Source organism: Nocardia sp. NPDC006982 (assembly GCF_042869435.1).
Taxonomy (GTDB): Bacteria; Actinomycetota; Actinomycetes; order Mycobacteriales; family Mycobacteriaceae; genus Nocardia.
On the sequence record NZ_JBIAFV010000020.1, the window covers coordinates 148,604 to 155,102 of the forward strand.

Below are 6,499 nucleotides of genomic sequence, written 5' to 3' on the forward strand. Positions count from 1 at the left end.
TCTGCCTGCTGCACAGGTCTATGCGGGAGCATAGGATTCGGTGCATGCAGGGTCCCCTTACTTCTGTGTTCGTTGGTCGCGATGTCGAGGTCGAACGTGTGGTCTCGTCAGGTCGACGCGCCGCCGAGGGGGAGGGGACGGTGGTGCTGGTCGAGGGTGAGCCGGGTATCGGCAAGACCGCGCTACTGGATGCGGCTGTTGCTCGATACGCGGCCGATGGTCTGATCGTGCGTCGGGGCGCGGCACAGGAGTTGCAGCGGCAGGTGCCGTTCGCGGCGGTGTGTTCGTGGCTGGACAGTGATCGGGGATCGGATCCGGTGCGTGCGCTGCTGCGCAGTGGGGATCGGGCCGGTGACGGGGCGGCGACGCACGAGTTCGCGATTACCGAGGCGATCCTCGATCTTGTCGATGGCTGGTGTGCTCGCGGTCCGGTCGCGTTGATTATCGACGATGTGCATTGGGCGGACCGGCAGAGCCTGGCGGTACTGCACGCGCTGTGCGGTGTTATGGATGATCTGCCGTTGTTGCTGATGCTGGCGGCGCGTCCACTGCCGCGCGACACCGGGTTCGTCGCGTTGATGGCCGCACTCGCCGAGCATGGTGCGTTGATGCTGCGGCTCGGCGCGCTGTCCGAGCCGGCGGCGACGGAGCTGGTTGGTCATATGGTCGGTGCGGTTCCGGGGCCGGGCTTGATGCGGCAGGTGGTCGGTGCGGGCGGAAATCCGCTCTACATCACGGAATTGGTGGCCTCGCTGTTGCGTGACGAGGCGATCACGGTGGTCGCCGATACCGCCGATCCGATCGAGTCCGCCGATGATGAACGTCCCTCAGCATCCCTGGCGGGAGCCATTACGCAGCGGCTGAAGTTCCTGTCCCGGTCGGCGCGGCAGGTGCTTCCGATGGCCGCGGCACTGGGGCCGACGGTGTACGTGGCCGAACTTGCTGCGGTGCTGGGCAGTCCGATTCTGGAAATTTGGAATGTGGTCACCGAGGCGACCGACGGTGGACTGCTCACCCGCGCCGACTCCGAACTGATCTTCCGCCACGACCTGATCCGTCAGGTGCTCGCCGATCAGCTGCCCGATTCGCTGCGCGCGGGATTGCTGCGCCGGGCCGGTCAGATCCTGCTGGCCACCGACGCGCCGATCGAGCGGATCGCCTACTACCTGTTGGCGGGGGAGAACGAGCTCGACACCCCGACACTGGAGTGGCTGGCCGCGGTGGCCGAGAAGTTGATCGTGCGCGCGCCCGAGATCGCGGTGCAGTTGTTGCGGCGCGCGGCCGATACCGCGGACCTCGGCAGGCGTCCGGTACTGCTGCGACTGCACATCCAGGCGCTGCTGTGGAACGGTCGCGCGGCCGAGGCAGAAGCCCTCGTGCGCACCGCGCTGCTGAGCCAGCCGGAGGACGATATCGAACTGCGCTGGTTGCTGATGCAGGCCTGCCACGCGCGCGGCGATCTACGCGAAGTGGTTGCGATCGCCGAGAAGGCACTGGCCACCCCGAATCTCGCGGCTGCGGACGCGGGCCGGTTCTACGGGATGAGCGGGTTGAACAATGTCTTCCTCGGCCGGTTCGACGCCGCTGAGGCGGCGGGTGCGCGGGCGCTGGCGATCGGGGATGCCACCGAGAATCCGCTCGTGACCGGATACGGACTGTTGACCGTTGGGGCTGTGCGCCACACCCAGGGCTATCAAGACGAGGCGCTGGAACTGAGCAGCCGCATCCTGGCCGTTTTCGACAGCGGATTCGGCTCCGACCAGTTCGATCCCTACATTCTCAACGCCCACTGCTTGATCGAGCTCGATCGGCTCGCCGACGCGGAAGCGGTGCTACGCAAGGCAATCGGACACAGTCGCCGGATCCACGGTGTCTATCTGGGGGCTAATGTGGTCGCCAAGGCGCGGCTCTACCTATTGGATGGACGCTGGGACGATGCGCTCATCGAGTGCACTTCGGGCCAATCGGCGCCCGACGCCCTCGGCTACACCGCGATCCTGCAGAGCCTGTCCGCGCTGATCGGCATCCACCGCGGCACCTTCCTGCCGGATCCGGACACCATTGCCGCACCCGACGACCAACTGGGCAGCAGTAGTTACGGCCAGTTCTATCCGTGGATCAACGCCCTCATGCTCGAGACCCGCGGTGACCCGCGCAGCGCACTGGAGCTCCTCGTCGACGCGTATCAGCGGCTCGCGGGCGGTCTGAGCTCGGCCACGCTGTACTACATCTTCCCGGATATCGCCCGCCTGGCCGCCGATGTCGGTGACGAGAAGGCGGCGCGTTCGATGGTTGCGGCGTCGGCTGAGTTGGCACGGCGTCAACCCACGGCTTCCCGAACCGGTACCGCGCTGCTCTGCCGCGGTATCGCCGAACGCGACCCCGCGACCGTGCGCAGCGCCGCCGCCGACTTCCGGAAGGCAGGGCGACCGTTCTACGAGGCGCAGGCGTATGAGAACGCCGCCTTACTCTTCGCGGCGGATGGGCTTGCCTCCAATGCGCGCGGCGCTCTGGATGCCGCGGTCGAGCTCTACAACGGACTCGGTGCTTCCTGGGATACCGCTCGCGCGGTTGCGCGCATGCGCCCGTACGGAATTCGCCGTGGCGTCCGCGGACCCCGCAACCGCCCCAAGTCTGGACGGGCCGCCTTGACCGACACCGAACGCAAGGTTGCCGCCTTGGTAGCCGAGGGTTCTTCGAACTCCGATATCGCCGCGCAGATGTTCCTGTCGCGCAGGACAATTCAGTCGCATGTGTCCAATATCCTGGCGAAGCTCGGCATCGGATCGCGCCGCGAAATCGCGGTGGCCCTGTCAGGGCAGTAACGCCGACACCTGGAGCCGCACTCAGCTCGCTCCCGCGCACTAGATCGCGTGCCGCGCACTAGATCGCGTGCCGCGCACTAGATCGCGTGCCGCGCACTAGATCGCGTGCCGCGCACTAGATCGCGTGCCGCGCACGCTTATTCATGCGCGCTGCGAGCAAAGGCATGCGGCGCGCAAACTGCCTGCGAGGCATTAGATCCGTTTGATCGTGGCGAGCCAGGCAGGTGCGCCGTCGTCGTGATATCTCGTCTCGATCCGGTCCGGTTCGAGGGCCGTGATATTCCATCCACTGCCGGAATCGAATGCCGTCTCGAGGTCTTCCCGGCTGACGGGGTGCGGGCCGGTATCGGGACCCTCGTCACTGAAGCACAACACATACAGCGTGCCACCGTGCTCGGTCACCGCGGCCAGACTCGCCACATATCCCCGCCGCTCGTCACCGTCGAAGGTGTGGAACAGTCCGCAATCCAGCACCGTCTCGAACTTGCGCCCCAACCGCTCCAGTTGCAACGCGTCGGCCGCGACGAACTCGACGTCCAGCCCGCGCTCGACGGCCTGCGCCCGTGCCGTCGCCAATGCCGTCTCGGCCACATCGACGCCGAGTACCGAAAACCCCAGCGCCGCAACGTACAGCGCATTCTCCCCACTCCCACACCCCGCGTCGAGCACCGCCCCCGCGAACCCGCCGCCGGCCCCCAACCGCACTATTGCCTGCAGCGGCCCGCCCACATCCCATGGCGCGGGCCCATCCTGATAGGACGCATCCCAAGGCACCCCCGTCATCCGCTCATGACTCGTCGGACGCCGCCCCCCGAAAGAATCCTCCATACCCAAGATCCTCCCACCCGATGTACTTACGCTCTCTACCTGCCGTCAGTCCTCGCACGTCGACAACGGCGCTCACCGCCGTGCTTGCCTTCGCACCTTCTATTGTGGTGCATCGAAGCCGAACTCGCCCAACGCTTCCGCCTGCCCACCGCGCAGCTGCACCAGGCATCGCGCAATGCGGGCGTCACGTGCGAGAGTCGGTTCTGCGCTTGGCGAACCCCTCCCGTGGAAGGGGTCCGCGTCGATGGCCGGTGCTTGTCAGTTGGGCAGGAAGCAGCGGTCGTTCGGGAGGAACTGGACGGTTCCGGCTGGCACAGTGACTTTGGCGCAGGCCAGCGTTGGGTACGAGCTGGGCGTATCGGAGCCGGCGGGGAAGTCGGCGCAATAGCTGATGGCGAGATGGTCGCCGGCGGTCACTGTTCGGTTGAGCGTGAAGTCAGCCGGGGCCGGCTCGCGCGTGGACAGTGAATTCTGCTGTGGGTCCCCGTCGATCATCAGAGTGCATTGCACGGTGCCACCGGGGAGATCGGTGCTGATCTGGCGCAACGTCGCAGTGACCGTGTCGCCGGCGATGGTTAGAGTTGCGCTGCTAGGAGGAATGATGGCGGCCTCGGCCAGGGCTGGGGCCGCGATGGCGGCCGCTGTGGCCGATGATGCGATGACAATCCCTCGAATTGTGCTGCGTGTGGTCATGCGAGTTTGTGTCCTTTCGAACAGGGGCTGCAGATCGCCGCCCGGGTGTCGTTGATGGCCGCGCGGACAGCTCGGATTTATCCGATAATTCCCAGAACTGCTGATTTTCCATGCGCTTTAGAGGACAACCTGGTCCGCATCGAATACAGGTACGACGCTGTGGCCGTCAGCGTGCGCGGTCGTAGACCAGGGCGATCTCGCCGAGCTCGCCGGTTTCCTGCTGTGCGAGAGTCCATTTCGATGCAGGCAGGCCGTCGTCGAACAATCGCGGTCCGCCTCCGGCGATCTCGGGGCAGATGATGAGATAGAGCCGGTCGAGCAGGTCCGCGGCGAGGAGCGGTTTGATAATGCTTGCGCTGCTATTGACGAGTATGTCGCCTTCGCCGGTGGATTTCAGTTCGGTGACGATGTCCGTGGCGGTGGCGTTCACGATGCGGGTGCGTTCCCACGGCACTTCGGTCAGGGTGGTCGAGAAAACCACCTTTTGGGTATCGACCAGCCATTTCGCGTATCCGCGATCACGTGGATCAGCGTTCTCGTCTTGCGCGACCGACGGCCAGAAGCCAAGGAAGCCTTCAGCATTGAGTCGGCCGAGTAAGGCTGTTGTGGCGTTCTCCCAAATGCGGTCCATGTGGTTTCGCGCGACTTCGGTGGTCGCATAGGGGACGATCGCGCCCATATCGGCTGGCCCGCCGGGGCCTCGGTATCGCCCGTCGAGGGTGAGGCTGATGTTCGCGGTCACCTTGCGTTTGCTTGGATTGGTCATGGATCTTCTTCCTAATCGTTACGGTCCGAAGATCATCTCGTCATAGGTAGCTGCGGCGCATCGGTAACCCTTTGCGGAAATTTCGATGATTACATCCAGCTACCCGAGTAACCGATGTCATCGACCAGATGTCGGCCACGCCTTGGTCGATGCGGTTCCGGAAGACTGGTGCCGAATCGATCTGCGGTGCAGCCGTTCGACTACTGCTGAGGAGAGCAAATGGTGTGCTCGCCTCGTATTGGCGGCACCGCCGGACGGGAAGCGTGATTTTTGCGACATACGTACTCGGTGATCCTTGTGCTGATCAGCACAAGGTCGATCGGCAGGCAGGTGCCCCGGTGGTGCGTCGCGCAGGAGGGAGAGGACGGATAATCCCCGGAGTCAGCAGCCTTCTTCGTGAAACTACCGATGTTCGTCACCTACCTAGTCAGCGATAGTGGGTGGAGCCAACTCAGTGAGGGGAAATCACTGCCTGCCACTTCCGGTAGCGGGCAGTAGTTCTGTCGACAGCAGCCGCGACAGAATCCCTATGAATCGGTACGACCTAGTGAAATGTGCGCAACATATGCATCAGCAATCAGAATCGAGTCGGGCCGTGGCAGTGGCCCTGGCCCTGGCAATGCCTGGAAGCGTCCGCGCGGCGTTGTGGATCATCAATATCTTTGCCGTTATCGGGGTGGCGGGGACCGTTGGCCTTGTCGCCTTCGTAGATGCTGAGATTGCAGGCGTCAACACGACGGGCTACTTCTTCTTCTGGGTCTTGGCCATCGTCGCTTCCTTTTTCCGGCGCGGTGGCAATGGTGTTCGTGTCACTGCAATTATTCTGGCGTTCCTGCAAGCGTTGGTGGCACTGGGATCCATGGGGGAAAATTCCAATGCCACTGTCGACGACAGCCCTGGCTGGCATATCGTGCATTATTCACCGGGGCCTTTCGGATTGTTGGCCGCGCTTGCCATCATTGTTCTACTGTGCCAGGGCTCGGCAGGTCGATGGTTCAAAGGGCCGCGCCCGGCCGAGCGTTAATATTACCGATAGCGCATGCTCACGATCGGCGCAATATGAAGGGCCTGTCAGAGCCCCTCTATATGGCATTATTTCCGAATCCGGAACTTTGCCCGAGGATTTTGTTCGGACGATGGGTGCTGCCCTTGCTCGCCACTCACCCGCCGACGCCCCACGGCTACCGAATTCGCGCGCACGCTCGACATCCAGAAATAGACCAAGCACATTCTGACGGCCAAGGAAAGGGGTGGCAGCTCGTATGGTGACCAGTCCGATTCCGCACCACCAATCGCCGGTCGATCCCGATGATCGGCGGGTTGCGTTGTTCAGTGCGGAATTCGCGGCGAATCCGCATCGTTTCTACCGGGAGATGCGTCGACGCTA

Annotated in this window: 5 protein-coding genes; 2 read left to right on the forward strand and 3 right to left on the reverse strand. The window is 63.9% G+C overall.

Translation table 11 applies throughout. The annotated features are described in order from the left end of the window. Window positions 1–65 precede the first annotated feature (65 nt). Window positions 66–2,825, forward strand: a complete 2,760-nt coding sequence (locus tag ACFYOW_RS43135) for an AAA family ATPase (RefSeq protein WP_387296819.1) — start codon at window positions 66–68, stop codon at window positions 2,823–2,825. A 192-nt stretch (window positions 2,826–3,017) separates the two neighbouring features. Here the strand turns inward: ACFYOW_RS43135 and ACFYOW_RS43140 are convergent, their stop codons facing one another. The 3 genes from ACFYOW_RS43140 to ACFYOW_RS43150 form a co-directional block, all read right to left on the reverse strand. Beyond that, window positions 3,018–3,608, reverse strand: coding sequence for a class I SAM-dependent methyltransferase (locus ACFYOW_RS43140; protein WP_387296833.1), 591 nt, complete (start codon window positions 3,606–3,608; stop codon window positions 3,018–3,020). 303 nt (window positions 3,609–3,911) lie between these two features. Further along, complete coding sequence (locus ACFYOW_RS43145; protein WP_387296821.1) at window positions 3,912–4,346, reverse strand: hypothetical protein; 435 nt, start codon at window positions 4,344–4,346, stop codon at window positions 3,912–3,914. Between the two features lie 166 nt (window positions 4,347–4,512). Continuing rightward, a complete protein-coding gene (locus ACFYOW_RS43150; protein WP_387296823.1) occupies window positions 4,513–5,112 on the reverse strand; it encodes a dihydrofolate reductase family protein in 600 nt (199 codons plus the stop codon). A 595-nt stretch (window positions 5,113–5,707) separates the two neighbouring features. On the opposite strand from ACFYOW_RS43150, the gene ACFYOW_RS43155 reads away from it, so the two are divergent. After that, a complete protein-coding gene (locus tag ACFYOW_RS43155) occupies window positions 5,708–6,136 on the forward strand; it encodes a hypothetical protein (protein WP_387296825.1) in 429 nt (142 codons plus the stop codon). The last annotated feature ends 363 nt before the right edge of the window (window positions 6,137–6,499 follow it).